The following is a 16,985-nucleotide window of genomic DNA, read 5'->3' on the forward strand; positions in this document are numbered from 1 at the left end:
CAATAAGCTATTACGGATATTAAGTATATTAAATACTAAGTATGAATGCTCTCATTTATTATACCATGTTTCAGATTAAGGCTCGAACCCCTTCTGGCTCAAGAATAGCTCCTCTTCGGAAAAAACTTGCTGAAGTCCTTCATACACTCTGCGATATGCTGCAGGATCATACCAATCTTCCAGTTGCAGCTCTTCATATAGGGAATAAATCCCTAATCTCCGTGTGCGTTTGCCGCCGCTGCCGTCGCCCATAAAATAGTCATCCACACAGACTCTATCCACCAAAGCCCTTAAGGTCGCTGGAAAAGCTGGACTGCTTGGCAGTACTGGCGCTATAGTAGCTTGAACAGGGATGCCAGCTTCACGTAGAAGCTGTAACGTCTTCAGTCTTGCCGCAATGGGTGGAGCGCTTGGTGTGAATTTTTGCCGAATATCTTCACGGTCTGTTTCTACAGTTATACTTACTCGAACCTTATCCTCTAAACGTAATAATAAATCTATATCTCTGCGAACCAGCGGACTACGGGTCTGCACGAATAGGAAATCGGGCGGGTCTTGTACCATAACCTCCAGTAAAGATCTCGTCACCTGTTCCTTGTGCTCTACCGGTTGATAGGGATCTGTGCTTGACGACATAAAAATAGAGACGGGACCTTTCGCCTTCGCTTTGTGCAGTTCTTTTTGTAAAATCACAGCCGCTTCTTGTTTAACATCTACCCACGTCCCCCACTCCTCTTTGCGGAACAGCGAGACAGGCATCTGGCGCACATAACAATAGGAACAGCCGTAAGTGCAGCCCGTATATGGATTTAAGGAATGACTGTAGCCTGACAGATAACCTGTTCCTTTATTCAGCAAGGTTTTTGGGGAGGTGTAATTGGACTCTATTTTCATATATCTGCTGTATACTCTCCTCTCTCCAACTGAAGTAGTTTGGTCTTCATATCCAAACCACCCCGGTATCCTGTTAATGTCCCATTCTTACCAATAACCCGGTGGCAGGGCACCGTAATCAGAATCGGATTCGCACCAATGGCAGTCCCTACCGCGCGCACCGCAGCTGGTTTTTGTATATGTGTGGCAATATCCGAATAGGACCAGGTTTGCCCATATGGAATTTCACATAACGCCTTCCATACCGCAAGCTGAAAAGGAGTACCCTGATAATCAAAAGGAATGCCGAAGCTCTGCCGGTTCCCTTGCAAATATTCACTAAGCTCCCTCACATAAGGCGCCATCTTCTCATCGTCCTGCACCAGTTCACTCCCCGGAAAACGACGTCTAACCCATTCACTTAATTCCTCAAAGGGTTGCTGCTGCGAACCCACATAACTTAACCCATTCTCTGTGGCAGCAATATAAAAACTCCAGTCCTTATCGGTTAATAATGTCCAGTATAGAATAGCATTTGTTTTATTCTCCATGATTCGGTCCCTCCAAAATAAAATCAGAAGCCAACGTTACTTTCTGTTTGTTAAGCTGACGAAACTGTGTAGGCGTATACCCCGTTTTTTTCTTATATAAAGTAATAAAATATGACGTATTGGGCAGACCCACGCGTAATGCAATCTCAGCAACTGCCTGCTCTGTAGTAAGCAAATACTCAGATGCCTTAGCGATTCTCTTTTGCTGTATATAATCCACAGGAGTGATTCCCTTTACTTTCTTAAAGGTTCGATGTAAATGATAAGGACTGCCATGACATACCTCAGCTAACGTTTCAAGGGTGAGGGGGGCCATATAATTATGATCAATGTATTCAGTCATCAAAGCTACCCATTCCTTATCAGGAAGACGCTCACCTGTCGGTTTACATCTTTTACAAGGACGAAATCCGGCTGCCAGCGCTTGTTCAGCATTCTGAAAAATACACGCATTCTCCCGATTGGGTGCTTTGGATTTGCAGGAGGGTCGACAAAAAATTCCTGTAGTCTTCACCGCATAAAAAAATATGTCGTTATAAGCAACATCGTTTTGCAAAATAGCCTGCCATTGCTCCTCAGTCATTTGTTCCTCATCTTCAATCCTGTTCATCGCCTTCACCTCTAATGCAATTATACCCCTGAGCAGGCTCATCTGTACTCAATTTGGAATGGAAAAGCAAGATAGTGAAATTCAAAAGAGTGAGATTGCTCGTAATTACACTTTGTTTAGCGAATACGCACTACCTTTGTCAACCGTGCAGGGAGCCGCTGCTGGACAACGAATATTACTCATAACATGACTACGTGAACTGGAGGAATCGAAATGGATATTCTAAAAACAAAAGATGCCGCAGAGCTGATGTCAGTTAGTATAACCACAATTAAACGTTGGGCTGCCATGTTCCCTGATTTTTTTCCAAAAGACCGATTTGGCCATTATGTGTTCTCAGAGCAGCAAATCGGCCTGCTCAATCATATTAAAGACCGTATTAATCACGGAGAAGCCTTGGAATGTATACAACTCACACTCACGAATGAGCAGCAAATTTCCACATCACAACAGGAAAATCCACTACAGCACACAGATGCTGAGCCTATGAAGGATATCTTGTCTCGCATCAACAATGTTGAACGTGCACTCGATCAAAAAGCCGACGAAGTAGTATTGATACAACTGCTACAGCAGCGTGAGGAGCTTGAGGATCTACGAATAATGATCAAGCAAATAGCGGCATCCATAGAACCGTTGCAAGTGTCTAACGGCAAACCGCTCACCTCTTATGAAAATTCCCAGTCCACTGCCACTACCAGGCTAACGGCTCCGCCAAGAAAACGCGGTCTATTACGTTCTTTATTTTTCTTTTAAGCCTGAAATGTAAAAAAAAGAACCTACTTCAGACAATCGCGAAGTAGATTCATATAAGTATAAACATATTTAGGATCTCCCCCTGTCACCCTAAACGGTGGCGGGGGTTTGCTTTTTCCTAGCAAAAAGCTCGATCCTCCGGAACATTCTACTCTTTATGCAATAAAGCTGCTCCTGCAATTCCCGGATGTGTCATTTCGTAAGGGTCCAGAATCAGATTAAGCTCTTCTTCGGTTAGTACATTATATTTAATGCACAATTCCCGTACAGATTCCCCAGTCAAAATCGCCTCTCTAGCGATCCGCGATACCACTTCATACCCCAGATGCGGGTTCACAGCCGTAATGATTCCGACACTCCGCTCCACATCCCGCTCAAGCTTTTCCTTATTGGCTTCAATCCCAGCCAGACAGAAGTCTGTGAAGACTTGGAAGGAATTGTTCATGATGCTGATGGACTGAATGAGATTGAACACAAGCACAGGCTCCATAACATTCAGCTCCAGTTGACCCGCTTGGGAAGCCAGACAGATCGTATGATCGTTCCCTATGACTTGAAAAGCCACCTGATTGATGACCTCTGCCATAACCGGGTTAACTTTACCCGGCATAATTGAAGATCCAGGCTGGCGTGCAGGCAATGAAATCTCATTAAACCCAGTACGCGGACCGGAGGCCATCAATCGCAGATCATTAGCGATCTTGGACATGTTCATCATGCATACTTTTAGGGCAGCAGACACTTCTGTATAGGCGTCTGTATTTTGGGTGGCATCGACGAGATGATCTGCCGTTACGAGTGGCAATTCACTGATCTCAGCTAAGTGCTCTACCACCAATTCAATATAACGAGGATCAGCATTTAATCCTGTACCTACTGCTGTTGCCCCCATATTGACTTCATACAGATGATGGCGTGTATGTTCAATACGTTTGATATCTCTTTCCAGCACTCTGCGATAAGCCTCGAATTCTTGACCCAGACGAATCGGCACTGCATCTTGAAGATGTGTCCGACCCATTTTTATCACAGGATCGAATTCATCCGCTTTTACCGCAAACACATCATGCATTCTGTGCATCGTTACAAGCAGCTGCTCCAGCAGTGAAAGTGTGGCAATATGAATTGCCGTCGGGAACGCATCATTTGTAGACTGCGCCATATTTACATGTGAATTGGGGCTTAAGTGACGATAGTCTCCTTTTTCATGGCCAAGCAGTTCTAAAGCACGGTTAGCAATAACCTCATTCGCATTCATATTTAACGAGGTACCCGCACCACCCTGAATAGGATCTACAATAAATTGCTCATGCCATTGACCCTCGATGATTTCTTCTGCTGCTTTCACTACAACCTCTCCAAGCCCTCGATAGAGACGGCCAACTTCCATATTTGCAAGCGCAGCGGCTTTTTTTACAATCCCCATCGCTTTGATTAACTCTTTGTGAACCCGATAGCCCGTAATAGGAAAGTTCTCGACTGCGCGTAGTGTCTGAATCCCATAATAAGCGTTCTTATCTACCTGTTTACTGCCTAGAAAGTCATTTTCTACACGAAATTCAGTTTCAATCACTGTTATATCCCTCGCATTCATTATGATTAGGTTTATTAGAAAATAAGTAAGCGCAATCATTTCTATCTCACTTAGATATTAACCTTTATTGTGACAAATGTCTCTCAGAAAAATAGGGTTTAATGTAATTAATTACTATTTAGTAACCTAACACCGCTATTCTAAAGGGAAATGTGCTTAGGGAGGATTGAATTACCAAATCGTTAGGTCTAGTTTATCCAGATAAATTGTCGCTCACCCCAATTATAAGTATTTTGGACAAAATCACGTTTACGGATACTTAGGTATCTATTGCGGGCTGTGCAATGGGGCATCACATCCTTTCATGTACCTCCTTATTAAAGAAGCCGGCCAAAAAGGCCGACTTGGATTACTATTTATCACAGCAATTGTGTATTTTTTATACTGAATAATGATCTAATGAGATCTGGATTCCATTAAGCTGAGCTTGCGGTAATTCTGACTCCCTACTAATACTCAGAACTAAGCTTTCACCATCCATGTTGGTATAATTCGCTGCTAATCCCTCTCCCACTTCGAAATTCCTTTCTTTATGAGCCATAGCTGCGGCAAAAGCCTCTAAACCAATAATACCACATTCAGCCGCTTTCTTAATGCCCAATGCTTCAACGATCACACCACCCGGCATCCCTGCGACTGATACCTCTATGAATCTGGACCGTTCCTGCAGCTGATAAGAGTGAGATAAATAAATAACAACATACGTCTCACCAACCTGCCCGTACAATGTGTTAGGCTCTTGTTTCCATTCCCCTTGGGGAAGTACACCGATGATCGTATTCTTTTCACCCTGGGGGATTGGGAATAGAGAAATGATGACATTCTTGTGATAGAGAACCTCCATATAACGGCTTTGATGGCGGGGATCTCCCTCATTGTAGCCTTGTCCCGGGTGGAAGAAATACAGCTGATTTGCGCCTCCCTCTCCACTCACAGGTAACGAAAAAGCCCAGCGAAGCTGCTCATTATCGAATTCCTCAACCCGCTCCCACATCCCGCCTGCTGCAAACTCTTCTGTAATATAAGCATAGGAATGAAGCAAAGGCTGCGGCTGTGGATCCGTTGGGACAACCTTCTGAGTAATCTTCCTTACTTCCACTGGTGACTGGTGATTCATGGCTGCGGCTAATATTTCATCGGATGCTTGATAGAATAATAAACCGGCATACTCCGTGCGCGGCATCATCTCAGGCAGCTGGAAATCTCCAAACTGAACATAATCATGAAGCACATTAGCATCGCCGGGAACATCATGCGGCCAGCCTCTAGAATGCGCACCAACCCAAGCGCCACGCAGATAGAATTCAGCTCGTACATTCCATAAATGGTCAAGCATTTCTTTAATGCTTGTAGTAAGCTCCGTATCCTCAGGCGGGACAAGTTCCAACGCACAGGTGAATGCCTGCACCCAATGCCAAAACCACGGAAGACTGCCGTATTCCGGCATACCTTTAGTACGAATATAAGCCAGTGTATCCTTCAGACTCTGCCGGCCATCCTCAAGCAATATTTCATCCGCAAACATGGTGCCAAAAATCAGCTTAGCAGCTGTATATTTAGCTTCATGATGCCCAAAAGTAACCACCGGCTTACGGTAGAAATCACTGCGATAAATATGTCCAAACGCTGTATTCAGAACTATGCGAAGTTGAGCGTTTAATGCTCCTCCGTATCTTTTGCAAAAATACGCCAGCAGGTTGCCCATAAGCTCCACTGGTAACTCATGCGGTGACGCATCTCGCGGCACTGGATTTAATCCGAGTGGCCAATGGCCGTATAACTCCGTGCCAGGCTGCCGGTTCTGAAGCATTAAGATCTCCAGCAGCACATCCTGTGCTTTCTGTTTCGCTTGCTCACGATCAAAAGGCAGCTCAAAAGAATCATCAACAGCCGCTGCAAAAAGATACGAGGCATAATAAAAGTTATTTCGCACATCATCATGGAACCAGAGTCCACTTTCCAATAAAGAGCGTTGCTCCGCTTCCAGTGCTATATTAAAAATAATTTCTTGCTGACGTTCCTTATAAGTACTCTGGATATTTTTCAACCCCGGCATTACTTTTCAACCTCCATCATTTCAGTTTTATATCATCTTCCGGCATTCATGAAAATCGAGCATAATAGCTCTATTGTGCACACTTTCCGTTCATTTTGCAATTGGAAAAACCAATAAATAAACATAAATAAACGAAATAAAAAAGATTAGTACTTGTAAAATGAACCTAAATGGACTAAAGTGTACCTATACGAACGATAATATGTACACAAAGGAGATTGAACATTCAATGGAAAGACGTTTCGCATCCCATCCTAATGAAGTAAAACAATTTGACACTGAGCGCCTCCGTAAGGAATTCCACATTCCCGTTATTTTTGCACCTGATGAGCTAAAGCTTGTCCTAACTCATGAAGATCGTATGATCGTTGGTGGAGCTAATCCTGTAAAAGAAGAGGTTGCGCTAACTACTGACCTTAAAGAACTTGGGGTTACTTATTTCTTGGAACGCCGTGAACTGGGCATCATCAATGTCGGTGGTAAAGGCTCCGTGGTTGTAGATGGCACAGAATATGAAGTAGATTTCAAAGAATGTCTTTATGTAGGTCAAGGTTCTAAAGATGTAGTCTTCAAAAGTGCAGACGCTTCCAAGCCTGCTAAATTCTATTTGAATTCTGCTCCAGCTCATCAGTCCTACCCTACTACCAAAACCACACTGGCCGATTCTGAATCCGGTGCGATGGGTGGTCTGGAGAACTCTAACGAGCGGACAATCCACCGCTTCATTCACACAAATGGTGTGCAAAGTGCCCAACTGGTTATGGGTATGACCCAACTGAAACCAGGCAGCATGTGGAACACAATGCCAGCACATACCCATCCACGCCGGATGGAAGCCTATTTCTATTTTGATCTTCCGGACGATTCCGTTGTATTCCACTTGATGGGAGAACCTGACGAAACCCGCCATATCGTAATGCATAACGAACAAGCGGTTATTTCTCCAAGCTGGTCCATCCACAGTGGTGTCGGCACTCATAACTATACTTTTATCTGGAGTATGGCTGGCGATAATAAAAGATATGATGATATGGACCCCGTATCCATGAAAGAATTACAATAGAGATAAATCAATTACGGAAAGATGAGGCAGGCGGATGAACCCGATACGACGACACGAGATGATTATGGAAGTTATGCTGAACCAAAAAGATGTAACGGTGAATGAACTGAGCGATAAGCTTCAGGTTACTGGAAAAACAATACGCGAGGATTTAAGTAGGCTGGAGGAACAAGGACTGATCGTACGTGTACATGGCGGAGCTGTGCTGGCACAAAGCGACCAGTTTGGTATTTTGCCCTCCAAGGATCCGCTGGATAAATACTCTGACGAGAAGACGGAGATTGCCTTGCGTGCGCTTGCTCATATTGAACCGGACGATATTATCGCTCTTGATGGCGGTAGCACTACGCTTGAAATTGCTCGGCGTCTGGACAATATGCCACTAACGGTAGTCACCAATGATGTATACATCATCAGCGAACTGGTTCCCAAAGATAACATCCGTCTGGTCGTTCCCGGTGGTTATCGTGTCCGTAATATGTTGGCTGGTCCTGAAGCCGTCTCCTATGTACAAAAGCTTAATATTCAAAAAGCATTCCTTTCATCGACTGCTATTCATATAGAGCATGGGCTCTCCATTTATACCGGAGATTTAATTGAGTTCAAGCAAGCCCTTGTATCTACAGCCCGTAAGGTATTCGCGGTTGTAGATCATCATAAATTCGGCCATACTGCACTGCGTACCTTCGCTTCCCTACAAGAAGTTGACGTGATTCTGACGGACAAAGGGCTCTCCCCCGAAACGGCAGATCAGTTCCGCAGTGCAGGCGTTACCATTGAATGCGGGTAAACCCGGAATAACAATCCATTTACAATAAAGGGGCGTAATTTATATGTCATCATTATTCAGCTTGGCAGGTAAAACAGCTATTGTAACAGGCGCAGCTCAAGGTCTTGGACAAGGAATCGCGCTTGCATTTGCAGAAGCCGGTGCAGACGTTGCATCTGTCTCCCTTAATTCGAGTGAAGAAACTGTAAATGCAGCAAAAGCTTTTGGAGTAAAAGCAGTTAGTATCGAATCTGACTTAAGTGATCATAGCAAGCTGCAAAGCACTTTTGACCAAGCGTTAGAGCTGACCGGACATGTTGACATTCTCGTAAACTGCGCCGGAATGATCCGCCGTGCACCGGCAAAAGATCATAGTGAAAAAGACTGGTTTGATGTAATCAATTTGAACCTGAACACAGTGTTCCTTCTGTCGCAAATTGCAGGCCGCCACTTCCTGGAAAGAGGATCCGGCAAAATCATTAACATCGCCTCCATGCTCTCCTATCAAGGCGGAATCAATGTCCCTGGTTACACTGCGAGTAAACACGGGGTTGCTGGTCTTACTAAAGCTTTTGCCAATGAATGGGCAGGCTCCGGTCTGAACATCAATGCAATTGCTCCAGGTTATATGGCTACTGAAAATACCGCTCCAATCCGTGCCGACCAAAGTCGTTCGGACTCTATCTTAGACCGTATCCCTGCAGCACGTTGGGGAACGCCTGATGATGTTAAAGGTCCTGCCGTATTCTTGGCTTCCGCAGCATCTGACTACCTGAACGGTCACGTTCTTAATGTGGATGGCGGATGGATGGCTAGATAATCCATACAAAAATGGGTGTCCCATAGGGGCACCCATTTTTTGTGTGAGGATATGAAGCACTATCGGACTCCGCTGACCGATCTGCACAATGCAGCAGCTAAAGACTCAACTGAGCGATCTGCGTACGCAACAGCTTAAAGGATTCAACTAACCGATCTGCATACGCAGCAGCTAAAGACTCAACTGAGCGATCTGCACATGCAGCACCTAAAGGACTCAACTGAACAATCTGCACATGCAGAAGCTAAAGGACTCAGCTGACCTTATACACCGTTTTATCCGCTATTTGGATAGCTATCGGACCTCATAGCCGCTATTGGTGCAAAAAAAGCTAATTATAAGCTCCTTCCTGAGCTATAGCGACGCTGGAGTCCGAAAACCTGCTTAATAGGCGTTAAATTCGCAAATAGGGGCATCTGGGTCCGAAAATCTCAGTACCAGTGGTGGTTGATCCTTCTGCGTCATTTAAATAAGCTTGCAATGCAATTCACATCAAAATCACTAGTCATTCTAAAGTTTCCCGAACTGTATTTGTCCTTCTTATCAAGATCCGTCACATACAGGAAGTTAGTATCCGTAAGATTCATGCCAAACCTCAAGCTGTTATTCACAATAATACTTATCCAGTAGGTCTCCGTAGATTTGTCCAAAGCACTACTTCTTCTCAATTTTACATCTGAAAAAGCATAAATGATCTTTTCAATTTCCTTCGGATCTTCAATCACTACCTTTTCATCCACTGAGTATTTCTCAATCTCGATAGAGGTGATTTCTGTTTCGTCGATTTGATCCAACACTAAATTCTCAAATGAATTATAACTATGGTAGAGATTAATGATTACTGGGATTTCGATCAATAAAAAAATAAGTACGAGAAATACATAACGTTTCTTCATATTCATAATTATGAACACCCTATTTCTACAAACTCCTCTGGATGAGAGCGAATATATTCGCCAATTATTCTATGCGTATTTGGTGTCAGGTTCTTATATCGTTCGAATAACCCAGTAATTACTTCTAACAGCTGAGGGTCTCGATCCAAATCCGTGATGGCAGCATCCGCCCACTCTTTACCCAGTCGATGATTTCTTTCCTCGAGAAATGTCTTTGTTTCCTGAAGCAAAAGAATCATGGGTGAATCGTCAAAAAATCGTATGCCTCCTATCACCCCTGTCCAATACCCTGGCAGGTCTTGCATGTAGGAAATCCAAGCATAATACTCCCCTTCGGAATTACAGCTGTGACCATATAGCACTCTGAACATACATAATGCTTGTTGCCCCTCTGTGAGCTTCGAGATCACTTCTGATTTGGTCGATGGCGATTTTCCGCGAATCAGCTGAAAGGTAGGCTCCATACAGGCCCATCCTAACCTTTCATCACTTAAAGTGTCCAAGTCTTCCTGCTTCATGGCTACTAAATTCATTTAACTCCTCCTTTGATTAACATCCAAAAATATACATATCTTTCTTAACGATGTCAATAAAAATCGCTTGGGCACATGAAGCAATTCGATCGTTTTTATGATACGCTTTAGGCAGTAGATATTTTCACGAAGGAGCTTTTCTATGCATAATGAGATACTTACTATATTTGATGAAGGCGGTCACCGAATCGGTACAGCTCCACGGAAAGAAGTACACCGGTTAGGACATTGGCACGAGACCTTCCACTGCTGGTTTATAAGCAAAACCCAAGAAATCCCCTATATTTATTTACAGCTTCGTAGTGAGCAGAAACAAGAATATGCAGGATTGCTGGACATCACGGCCGCTGGACATTTGCTGACACACGAAACGGTAGAGGACGGGATTCGCGAGGTTCAAGAAGAACTCGGTTTGGAGCTAGCTTTTGATGAGCTGATTCCCTTAGGTACAATTCCTTACTGTATGATCAAAGAAAATCTAATCGATAAAGAACGAGCGCATGTTTTTGTTTATAACAATCCTTATCCACTGGACGATTTTAAGCTGCAAGAAGAAGAGGTCGCAGGAATTGTTATCACAAAGTTTGCGGACTTCCGAAGCTTTTGGCAGGGAGAAATACATAGTCTACAAATCAATGGTTTCAAAGTCGATTCAAACGGGCAGAAAATCAACATTCAACAGAGTGTGGATCGGACTCATTTTGTGCCTCATGAAGCAGCTTATTTCACTCGGATCATTGAGGGCATCGAAGCAATAATTCTAACATCAACCATCGTCACGGAGGACATATGATCATTAATCCTCAAACATCTACAGTGAATGGAATCCAATACAGCATTAGATCTGCTGCCTCAAAAGACGCTAAGGTGTTGTCTGAATTAAGAGTACGTATCGATGGAGAGACTGAGAATTTAGATCGGGAACCAGGCGAAGCCTTTATTGACGAAGAAGGATTTGAACAGCTTATTCAAGCCGATTCAGAGAAAAATAATAACCTCTTTCTAGTCGCAGTAGTGGATGATCAAATCGTTGCGTTCTCCAGATGCGAAGGTTATCCCTTAAAAAGATTCGCTCATAAAGTAGAATTCGGAGTATGTGTGCTGCAGGAGTATTGGGGATATGGTATTGGAAAAAATCTTCTTGGCGAATCGATTGCCTGGGCTGACACTAACGGTATTCAAAAGATCACCCTAAATGTGCTGGAAACGAACACCAATGCTATTAAGCTTTATCAAAAGCTTGGCTTTGAAATCGAAGGGATTTTAAAGAAAGATAAACTTCTATCGGACGGCAAATTGTATAACACCATTATGATGGGAAGAGTTAAGAACTGATTCTATTCAAAAAAAAGGCAGAACCTGAATCTCAGGTCCTGCCTTTTTATTATACTAATGCTTTACGCTTCAACATCACGAGTCCATTCACCGCTAGATTCAATAGGACCGGAGCTGAAAGACCTGATTCCAAGTCTGTGTATTCCGCTCCATCCAGCTCTACCGTTTGCGGACTGCCGCTGAAATTTTGCACAAAAACATAATCACTTTCGCCATCTGTGCGAAGTTGTGCAGTCACACCTGCTGGAAGCTCACTATCCATCGCACGGGTAATTCCTGCCTTAGATGTGATCGCTGCGTATAGCTCAACATAGAATGAAGTCTCTTTCACCCGGGTAGCAAGATGGTACCCATTTCCTTCACCGAAACGATTGACTGTAAGCGCTGGACGGCCCGCATAGAAATCGTTGCGATAATGCCCCAAAGCCTCTGCACCTTCCAAATGAATCAGCTCGGCAATCTCATGCGCATCGTAGTCACCGCTTAGCTTAAGTTTATTACCTGCCTCCATTACTAACCCGTTCAGATCACGGCTGTGCAGCCCTTCTGTCTCCTCTGCCCAAATCCCCAGTGTTCTGCGCAGTGGACCAGGGAATCCTCCCAGATGACATAAATCCGTTTCGTTAACTACTCCTGACCAATAGGTTGCGAGGAAAGTGCCACCTTGCTCTACATATTTCTCGATATGCTTTCCATTCTCTTCACTAATCAGATATAACATAGGTGCAACAACCAGCTTGTAGGCAGACAAATCATCTCCAGAGCCTATAATGTCAACTGGAATGCCCAGCTCCCAAAGTGCACGATAATGCTGTAGCACCGTCTCCTCATAACGTAATCCGGAATTACGGATGCCTTGCGCATCCTTTATCGCCCAGCGGTTGTCCCAATCGAAAATAATCGCCGTCTGCGCCGGAGTGGACGTACCCACTACTTCCGTCATTCCCGCAAGCGTCTTCCCTACTTCCGCTACATCTTGGAATACTCGAGTCTCGGAATGGCCACTGTGGTCTACAACTGCACCGTGGAACTTCTCACTTGATCCGCGGCTTTTGCGCCATTGGAAATACTGCACGGAATCCGAACCATGCGCTACCGCTTGCAAGGAAGACAGCTTGTGCATTCCGGGACGTTTTAGCTTACTGACCGATTGCCAATTCGTAAGGGATGGCGTGCTTTCCATCAGCAAGAACGGTTTCTTTTTAAAAGAGCGCATTAAGTCGTAGTGCATCGCCGCCCATGCTGCCAATCTAGTATCGTCACCGTCTTCGGTATAATGCCAGTCTGGATAAGCGTCCCATGAGACCACATCCAAGATTTTGGCCAGCTCGCGGTAATCAATACCATCGATCATATGCATATTCGTCGTAATAGGCAGCTCTAGATTGTACGGACGAACCGTATTGATCTCGTGCTGGCAGAAGTCAATCGTCCGTTCACTAACAAAACGCCGCCAGTCAAGATTCAAGCCGTGTACTTGTGTCTCACCATGTGGAGCTGGGGATTCAATCTGTGACCATGAAGTATAGGTATGGCTCCAAAAAGTAGCCCACCAAGCATGATTCACCTCATCCAAACTGTTATTATATTTCACCTTCAGCCATTCTCTAAAAGCATCCTGGCAGAGCTCACAGTGACACTCCCCACCGAACTCATTCGAAATATGCCACCCGATAATGGCTGGATGCTGGCTGTACCGTTCCGCTAGCTTTGCATTTAGAATTGCAGTTTTCTCACGGTACACTGGTGAGGTATAGCAATGGTTATGACGGAAGCCATGCAAATTGTGAACACGGTTACGCTCCACTCTTAAGACTTCTGGATATTTTTGCGACATCCATGCTGGGCGGGCACCACTTGGCGTTGCCAAGATAGCGTAAATCCCATTCTCTGCAAAAGAATCAAGTACACCATCCAACCATTCGAAAGTGAACACACCCTCTTCTGGTTCAAGAGATACCCACGAGAAAATGCCTACGGACATGACATTGCAGCCCGCCAGCTTCATTAATCGGATATCCTCACGCAATACTTCCGGATATTTAAGCCATTGTTCAGGATTATAATCAGCACCGTGCAGCATGACACCAGCTTTACTGCTTATCGGGGAATGTTTTTTATTCATTGTGTACGATCATCCTCTCAATTCTGCCCATTTATGGAATGGGACTATTCTCTGATGACAGGCTAGAAGCGTAAGCTATCTAATTCAGGAATCATCATTTATACTATTTATAATATAAGAAAAGTCATTTCAATCAGTAGGAATATAGTCTCGAAGTGATAGCACAAAATGAAGATGAGGTGATAAACCTGCTGCCTTTTTCTCTGATTGAATTACCACGCGACTCTGGAACGTTACCCCTATCCCCCTACTCTGTAGGTCGTCATATCCAATTCCATCATGTGCGCCCAGCAGGATTTCCTGTGTATCAAATCTTTTTGATCCGGACCGGAACCGGTTTATTTCGTGATCTGGAAAATGGCACAGAAATCATACTGGAACCGGGGATGGCTTTTGCCTTCCCACCAGATCGAGGTCATGAATATTATCCTACCTCTCATGAACCGTGGCATGTTGGCTTTATCGGTTTTCAAGGCAGTCAAGCTCAAGGATTGCTGGAAGCGCTTGAACTGCTCCCTTCTGCTCCTTATCGACCGGAGCGTTTTGAACAATGCTGGGAAGAAATCGGCCAAATTTGGCATACGGTGAATTCTCCTGCCTCCAATCGGCAAGACGAGATGTGGATGCAGGAGTTGTCTATCACGCTCTATAGACTGCTCTTAATGCTGCGCCCTGCCAAGAGTTCACAAAGCTCCGCTAATCGTCTAGCCTTCGAGTCTGTCCGAAATGAAGCCCTAACTACAGCCGTCGGGCTGATCAACGAGCATTACACAGAACCGCTTCTGATCTCCAATCTTGCAGCAGCAGTCGGCTACTCCGTGCAGCATTTCCAGCGTTTATTCGTGCAGGAATACGGGGTCACTCCGCATAAGTATTTGCAGAATCTGCGGCTGGAGCGGGCGCTGCAATTAATGACGGAGGATGTGGAGATCCCCGTTCAAGATATTGCGCTTCAGCTGGGCATGGAGACTAATTATTTTATACGTGTCTTCCGAAAAAACTACGGCTGTACACCAGGAGTAATGAAAATACGTTTGCTACTAGGCGAGCAAATGAAGTAACGCTTCCAAGCCTAATGAAGATATTGTAAAATTAAGCAGATGATAGCTTGTGAATTGGGGGCACCACAGATGGCCTAACAGCTTGGAGTGGCACACCTCACGGCTTCGATGTATATATCAGCTCAGATCTTCAGGAATGGTCCGAACCCATTGCTGCCTTTCGTCCAGATCCTAATTTTTGGGCTGATCATCATTTCTGGGCACCAGAGGTTCACCGCTACAACGGAAAATATTATATGTTCGCTTCTTTTAAAAGACATGGGGTTCCACGGGGGACACAAATATTAAGCGCGGAAACACCTGAGGGTCCTTATCTCCCTATCAGCAATCATCCGATTACCCCTGCTTCTTGGGAGTGCCTTGACGGAACGTTATATGTAGATAAAGAAGACAAACCTTGGATGATCTTTTGCCGTGAATGGATTGAAGTGACGGATGGAGAAATGTATGCCGTTCGGCTGAAGGAGGATTTAAGCGCTAGTATTGGTGAACCCGTGCTGCTTTTCCAGGCTTCACAAGCTCCTTGGACGGTAGGTGGCAAAGAAGGGCAGTACGTAACTGACGGTCCTTTTATGCATCAGACTAGCAGTGGTGAGCTGCTTATGTTGTGGTCTAGCAGTGGAGCCGGTGGTTATGCCATGGGTTTAGCCCGATCCATCAGCGGTGACATTAGTGGACCTTGGCAACATGATCCTGAGCCTCTTTATGCCAAAGATGGCGGACCTGGGATGTTGTTTCGTGATTTGACGGGCAGACTTATGCTGGCTATTCATGCCCCAAATCTCAACCCACAAGAACGGCCGCTGCTTATTGAGATCCAGGAAAGCTCCAGAACGATTTCGATAAAATCATTGTAATGTAGAATGGAGTAGAACCCTTGGAACAAAAGATTAAGTCCTTATTTAATGACCAGATTGTAAGTGCCGCCTGTACGAAATATGGTATCCCCATAGATGAGCTAACGTTCATTGGCGGATTTCAAAATTTTGTTTATGAATACCAACTTAGCAACCATCAATATATTCTAAGATTTACTCATAGCTCGCTACGCAGTAAGGATTTGTTGGCGGCTGAACTTGAATGGATTCTATACATAGCAGATCATGGCGTTTCAGTATCAAGACCCGTAGGTTCTCTTCAGGGTAATTTAGTTGAGCAAATAGAGATCGGTGATTCGTGCTTTAGGGTATCTTCCTTTGAAAAAGCACAAGGGAAACGAATAGGTTACCCAGACTGCCTGAAAGATGTAGAGCTCTATGAGCAGTGTGGCATGATCACTGGACAAATGCACAGATTAGCAAAATCTTATAAACCACACACCAAAAGACATGCGTGGCATCAGAACTACTACCTGCAGAATGTAACCAGGTTTATTCCTTCATCCCAAAGTGGCGTTTTAGAAAGCTGTAAGGCGCTTATGGATCGGCTAAAGCATCTCGACGCTGATATAAATACCTATGGTCTCATCCATGGGGATATCAATGTAGGCAACTTTTTGGTCGACAATGGTAAGCTGACCTTGTTTGATTTTGATGAAGCTCAGTACAGCTGGTTTGTAGAAGATATCGCCATTCAACTGTATTATCTAGTCTACGTTTACGGGGATGATAGTATGGAGGACAGGCAGCTTCAATGTCAGCGTTTTATGGAGCACTTTCTAAAAGGCTACGTTAAAGAGAACAGTATTTCAGAAAATGAGCTGAAGCTAATTCCTCTTTTTCTTCGATTAAGAGAGATTATTGTTTATACAGGGATGTACCGGAGTTTTGATATGTCTAACCTAGATGATTGGACCAAAGATTATTTAACGCAGAGTAAGGCGAGAATTGAGAATGGTATTTCCATCATTGAGTCTTATTTCTGAACAAACATCCAAAGCGTTTCATATGATGTGTCTCTCTTACAAAACCCACAGCTATCACTGTGGGTTTTGTGTTCTCTAA

The 16,985-nt window shown here is 44.3% G+C and carries 18 protein-coding genes; 10 read left to right on the plus strand and 8 right to left on the minus strand.

Features of this window, described 5'->3' with window-relative positions:
* Nucleotides 1-75: 75 nt before the first annotated feature.
* The 3 genes from MHH86_RS18215 to MHH86_RS18225 are packed head-to-tail and all read right to left on the minus strand — an operon-like array spanning nt 76 to nt 2,034.
* Entirely contained in the window at nt 76-894 is an 819-nt protein-coding gene (locus tag MHH86_RS18215) for a radical SAM protein (protein WP_076146483.1), read from the minus strand.
* Nucleotides 891-1,424 carry a methylated-DNA--[protein]-cysteine S-methyltransferase gene (locus tag MHH86_RS18220; RefSeq protein WP_076316954.1) on the minus strand — a complete coding sequence of 178 codons (534 nt, stop codon included), beginning with the start codon at nt 1,422-1,424 and terminating at the stop codon, nt 891-893. Before MHH86_RS18220 ends, MHH86_RS18215 begins: the two co-directional genes overlap by 4 nt.
* Nucleotides 1,414-2,034: a bifunctional transcriptional activator/DNA repair enzyme AdaA gene (locus MHH86_RS18225; RefSeq protein WP_076106295.1), complete on the minus strand. Its 621-nt coding sequence runs from the start codon at nt 2,032-2,034 to the stop codon at nt 1,414-1,416. Before MHH86_RS18225 ends, MHH86_RS18220 begins: the two co-directional genes overlap by 11 nt.
* Nucleotides 2,035-2,092: 58 nt before the next feature.
* Here MHH86_RS18225 and MHH86_RS18230 point away from each other — a divergent pair, with 58 nt between their 5' ends.
* Nucleotides 2,093-2,224: a hypothetical protein gene (locus MHH86_RS18230; protein WP_256717814.1), complete on the plus strand. Its 132-nt coding sequence runs from the start codon at nt 2,093-2,095 to the stop codon at nt 2,222-2,224.
* A gap of 23 nt (nt 2,225-2,247) precedes the next feature.
* Nucleotides 2,248-2,790 (plus strand): MerR family transcriptional regulator, encoded by a 543-nt coding sequence (locus tag MHH86_RS18235; RefSeq protein WP_076316953.1) that lies wholly within the window; start codon nt 2,248-2,250, stop codon nt 2,788-2,790.
* Nucleotides 2,791-2,938: 148 nt separating this feature from the next.
* Here the strand turns inward: MHH86_RS18235 and aspA are convergent, their stop codons facing one another.
* Both aspA and MHH86_RS18245 read right to left on the minus strand, forming a co-directional pair.
* On the minus strand, nt 2,939-4,369 hold the full coding sequence (gene aspA, locus MHH86_RS18240; RefSeq protein WP_094903409.1) for an aspartate ammonia-lyase: 1,431 nt from the start codon (nt 4,367-4,369) through the stop codon (nt 2,939-2,941).
* A gap of 394 nt (nt 4,370-4,763) precedes the next feature.
* Nucleotides 4,764-6,440: a hypothetical protein gene (locus tag MHH86_RS18245; protein ID WP_342479379.1), complete on the minus strand. Its 1,677-nt coding sequence runs from the start codon at nt 6,438-6,440 to the stop codon at nt 4,764-4,766.
* Nucleotides 6,441-6,669: 229 nt separating this feature from the next.
* Here MHH86_RS18245 and kduI point away from each other — a divergent pair, with 229 nt between their 5' ends.
* The 3 genes from kduI to kduD are packed head-to-tail and all read left to right on the plus strand — an operon-like array spanning nt 6,670 to nt 9,092.
* Entirely contained in the window at nt 6,670-7,503 is an 834-nt protein-coding gene (gene kduI / locus MHH86_RS18250) for a 5-dehydro-4-deoxy-D-glucuronate isomerase (RefSeq protein WP_036688322.1), read from the plus strand.
* Nucleotides 7,504-7,537: 34 nt separating this feature from the next.
* Nucleotides 7,538-8,293 (plus strand): DeoR/GlpR family DNA-binding transcription regulator, encoded by a 756-nt coding sequence (locus MHH86_RS18255; protein ID WP_076129821.1) that lies wholly within the window; start codon nt 7,538-7,540, stop codon nt 8,291-8,293.
* Nucleotides 8,294-8,336: 43 nt separating this feature from the next.
* Nucleotides 8,337-9,092: a 2-dehydro-3-deoxy-D-gluconate 5-dehydrogenase KduD gene (gene kduD, locus MHH86_RS18260; RefSeq protein ID WP_036688326.1), complete on the plus strand. Its 756-nt coding sequence runs from the start codon at nt 8,337-8,339 to the stop codon at nt 9,090-9,092.
* A 461-nt stretch (nt 9,093-9,553) separates the two neighbouring features.
* On the opposite strand, the gene MHH86_RS18265 is transcribed toward kduD, so the two are convergent.
* Together MHH86_RS18265 and MHH86_RS18270 are read right to left on the minus strand one after the other, a co-directional pair.
* Nucleotides 9,554-9,994 carry a hypothetical protein gene (locus tag MHH86_RS18265; RefSeq protein ID WP_076146493.1) on the minus strand — a complete coding sequence of 147 codons (441 nt, stop codon included), beginning with the start codon at nt 9,992-9,994 and terminating at the stop codon, nt 9,554-9,556.
* A 2-nt stretch (nt 9,995-9,996) separates the two neighbouring features.
* Nucleotides 9,997-10,521 carry a hypothetical protein gene (locus MHH86_RS18270; protein ID WP_076146496.1) on the minus strand — a complete coding sequence of 175 codons (525 nt, stop codon included), beginning with the start codon at nt 10,519-10,521 and terminating at the stop codon, nt 9,997-9,999.
* 142 nt (nt 10,522-10,663) lie between these two features.
* Between MHH86_RS18270 and MHH86_RS18275 the strand changes: the two genes are divergently transcribed.
* Nucleotides 10,664-11,314: an NUDIX hydrolase gene (locus MHH86_RS18275; protein ID WP_076146498.1), complete on the plus strand. Its 651-nt coding sequence runs from the start codon at nt 10,664-10,666 to the stop codon at nt 11,312-11,314.
* The gene (locus MHH86_RS18280; RefSeq protein ID WP_076098930.1) at nt 11,311-11,856 is read left to right on the plus strand and encodes a GNAT family N-acetyltransferase; all 546 of its coding nucleotides are present in this window, start codon (nt 11,311-11,313) and stop codon (nt 11,854-11,856) included. The genes MHH86_RS18275 and MHH86_RS18280 overlap by 4 nt, the downstream gene beginning before the upstream one ends.
* 49 nt (nt 11,857-11,905) lie before the next feature.
* On the opposite strand, the gene MHH86_RS18285 is transcribed toward MHH86_RS18280, so the two are convergent.
* A complete protein-coding gene (locus tag MHH86_RS18285) occupies nt 11,906-13,981 on the minus strand; it encodes a beta-galactosidase (protein WP_076146500.1) in 2,076 nt (691 codons plus the stop codon).
* Nucleotides 13,982-14,136: 155 nt separating this feature from the next.
* On the opposite strand from MHH86_RS18285, the gene MHH86_RS18290 reads away from it, so the two are divergent.
* The 3 genes from MHH86_RS18290 to MHH86_RS18300 are packed head-to-tail and all read left to right on the plus strand — an operon-like array spanning nt 14,137 to nt 16,906.
* Complete coding sequence (locus tag MHH86_RS18290) at nt 14,137-15,042, plus strand: AraC family transcriptional regulator (RefSeq protein WP_256719496.1); 906 nt, start codon at nt 14,137-14,139, stop codon at nt 15,040-15,042.
* A gap of 53 nt (nt 15,043-15,095) precedes the next feature.
* A complete protein-coding gene (locus MHH86_RS18295; RefSeq protein WP_155288144.1) occupies nt 15,096-15,899 on the plus strand; it encodes a glycoside hydrolase family 43 protein in 804 nt (267 codons plus the stop codon).
* A gap of 20 nt (nt 15,900-15,919) precedes the next feature.
* A complete protein-coding gene (locus MHH86_RS18300; RefSeq protein WP_036688348.1) occupies nt 15,920-16,906 on the plus strand; it encodes a phosphotransferase in 987 nt (328 codons plus the stop codon).
* The last annotated feature ends 79 nt before the right edge of the window (nt 16,907-16,985 follow it).

It is taken from the genome of Paenibacillus sp. FSL F4-0097, assembly GCF_038593125.1.
Lineage (GTDB): Bacteria > Bacillota > Bacilli > Paenibacillales > Paenibacillaceae > Paenibacillus_AQ > Paenibacillus_AQ odorifer.